This is a genomic window from Kineococcus indalonis, from assembly GCF_009906395.1.
Classification (GTDB): Bacteria; Actinomycetota; Actinomycetes; order Actinomycetales; family Kineococcaceae; genus Kineococcus; species Kineococcus indalonis.
This window is the reverse complement of sequence record NZ_JAAALM010000592.1, coordinates 1-2,255: the sequence shown is the minus strand read 5'-3', so window position 1 is coordinate 2,255 and position 2,255 is coordinate 1. Positions and strand designations below refer to the sequence as shown.

2 protein-coding genes are annotated in these 2,255 nt (G+C 70.1%); one reads left to right on the top strand and one right to left on the bottom strand.

Annotation, left to right across the window (positions count from 1 at the left end; translation table 11 throughout):
- Positions 1-198 precede the first annotated feature (198 nt).
- A complete protein-coding gene (locus tag GTR00_RS19260; protein ID WP_240900646.1) occupies positions 199-1,134 on the top strand; it encodes a PP2C family protein-serine/threonine phosphatase in 936 nt (311 codons plus the stop codon).
- A gap of 534 nt (positions 1,135-1,668) precedes the next feature.
- On the opposite strand, the gene GTR00_RS19255 is transcribed toward GTR00_RS19260, so the two are convergent.
- Complete coding sequence (locus GTR00_RS19255; protein WP_205706216.1) at positions 1,669-2,088, bottom strand: alpha/beta fold hydrolase; 420 nt, start codon at positions 2,086-2,088, stop codon at positions 1,669-1,671.
- Between the last annotated feature and the right edge of the window lie 167 nt (positions 2,089-2,255).

Below are 2,255 nucleotides of genomic sequence, written 5' to 3'. Positions count from 1 at the left end.
CTCGGTCGACGGCCATGATGCAGAGGATGCGGTGGTCGGTTATCCACGATCATTCACTGTTGTCCGAGGTCGGCCCGTGTGTGACATGTCGCAGTCAGGACCGAGCTCTCTCGTCTGGATGTCACCATCCTGGCCCAGTTGGCCCCCAGCTCGGCGGCGATCCTGCCGCTGCGCGGACGCGGACGCACCGTGGGGCTGATGACCCTGTTCACTGGCCCCGACCGCGCCCCGCTCACCGCGCAGGAACTGGCCACGGCCGCCGAGGTCGCCGACCGCGCCGGTCTGGCGCTGGACGCCGCGCGTCTGTACCGCCAGCAGCGCGACCTGGCCGCCGCCCTGCAACGCTCCCTGCTGTCCGAACCCCCCGAGCCGGACCACGGGCAGATCGTGGTGCGCTACACCCCCGCCGCCGAGGCCGCCCAGGTGGGCGGGGACTGGTACGACGCGTTCATGCAGCCGAACGGTGCCACGGTGCTGGTCATCGGTGACGTCATCGGCCACGACACCCAGGCCGCAGCGGCCATGAGCCAGGTCCGCACCATCGTGCGCTCCATGGGTGCCCTGGGGGATGAGTCCCCCGCCCGGATCCTGACCAACGCCGACCAGGCGATGGCCAACCTGCAGGTCGAGACCACCGCCACCGCCATTGCCGCCCGCCTGGAGCAGACCCTGGATGAGCGTGAGCAGGGGGTGACCCGGCTGCGGTGGTCCAACGCCGGGCACCCCCCGGCGATGGTCATCCACCCCGACGCCAGCGTGGTCCCGCTGCTGGGGCTGCACAGCGACCTGCTGCTGGGGGTGCTCCCCGGAACCCCACGCAAGGACTCCGAAGTCGTCCTGGATCGCGGGGCCACCGTCCTCCTCTACACCGACGGCCTCGTCGAGCGCCGCGACCAGTCCCTGGCGCAGGGGCTGGAGAAGCTGCAGAGCGTTCTGGCGGAGCTGGCCGCCGGCGGCGGGGACCTGGACAGACTTGTCGATGACCTGCTGTTCCGGATGCTGCCGGCCCAGCCCGAAGACGATGTCGCGGTGATCGCGGTGCGCCTGCACCGCCAAGTCCGTCCCCGCCCCGCTGAAGCCGGCCCGCAGCGGATCCCGCCGCACGTCCCGGCCGAACCCGACTCCGCCGTCTGATCCACCTGTCCAGAAGACTGGGTCAAGCTCCAACCTTAGGGACCTCGGGGACTGGGGGATCACCTCGGCGGCCGCGAACGGCTCGATGAGCGATTCCTGGTCGAGCGTTCCCACGACCTGCTCGCCCTCACGTCGCGCCCGGGCCGAGGCCCACGTCGACGCCCGCTCCAACGGCGATGAGTCCGGGGCCATCACGCTGGCCTTCGGCAACGTTCTCGCCAGCTACCAGATCCGCAAGGCTCACGCACACGGTTTCGTCATGCAAGCGGGTCAGACTCGGCACTACACCCTGATCACCCATGATGCCGCCGGGTCCTGCGGGCGCACGGGCTTCACGATCAACAACGAGGTGCACCGTTCCCGGCGGTCTGCGCAGTGGGCCGCGGGCAAGGCCTGGCACCCGTGCCCGCGGCATGAGAGCGTCCCGGGCCCGCGCGTAGGCCGCCGAGTTGGTCCTCCTGTTCTCCTCACCTCGTCCTATCGGTCAGCGCTCGCGGACTACTGGCCGCAGGCGTTGGTGATGTGCATCGAGGTTCAAGCCGTGGGTGCGTTCTGGTGCGCGGGCGCGGGCGCAGGCGCGGTGGCGCTGACCGCGGGGCTGAGGCTGGAAGCGGTGAGAGAGGCCTCGTGTCCGGCGATCCAGTCCAGGGTGATCGCGGCGACGTCGTGCCAGCCGGAGTCGATGGTCAGGGAGTGTCCCCGTTCTTCGATGACCTGGTAGTCGGTGATGGAGGGGTTGCCGGCGTACAGCTTCAGCACCGCCTCGGTGACTGATCGAGGCACCGTGTGGTCTTCGGTGCCCGAGATGAGCAGCAGCGGTCCGCGGACGGCGTCGTGGTCGACAGTGGCGGGGGAGTGGCGGGTGAAGTTCGCGGTGGCGTCCTCGAAGAGGGGCCGCCCCGGCCCGGGGATGGTCCACTGCGCGTGCAGCGCGTCGGATTCCTCCTGGCTCACGGCGTTGCCGAAGCTGTAGCGGAACTGCTCAGCCGTCAGGGTGAAGCGTCACGGCTTTGATGCCGTCTTCATGTGGGGCACGACTCCGGGATGGAGGCGTTGAGGTCAGCGTAGTGGGCGGCCTCCGCCTCGGCCGGTGGGCGGTAGCCCAGCCGAGAGTGCAGCCG

Bases quoted from the DNA above. Each gene is read 5' to 3' on its own strand.
- GTR00_RS19260 (WP_240900646.1), top strand. From the start codon at position 199: ATGACCCTGTTCACTGGCCCCGACCGCGCCCCGCTCACCGCGCAGGAA.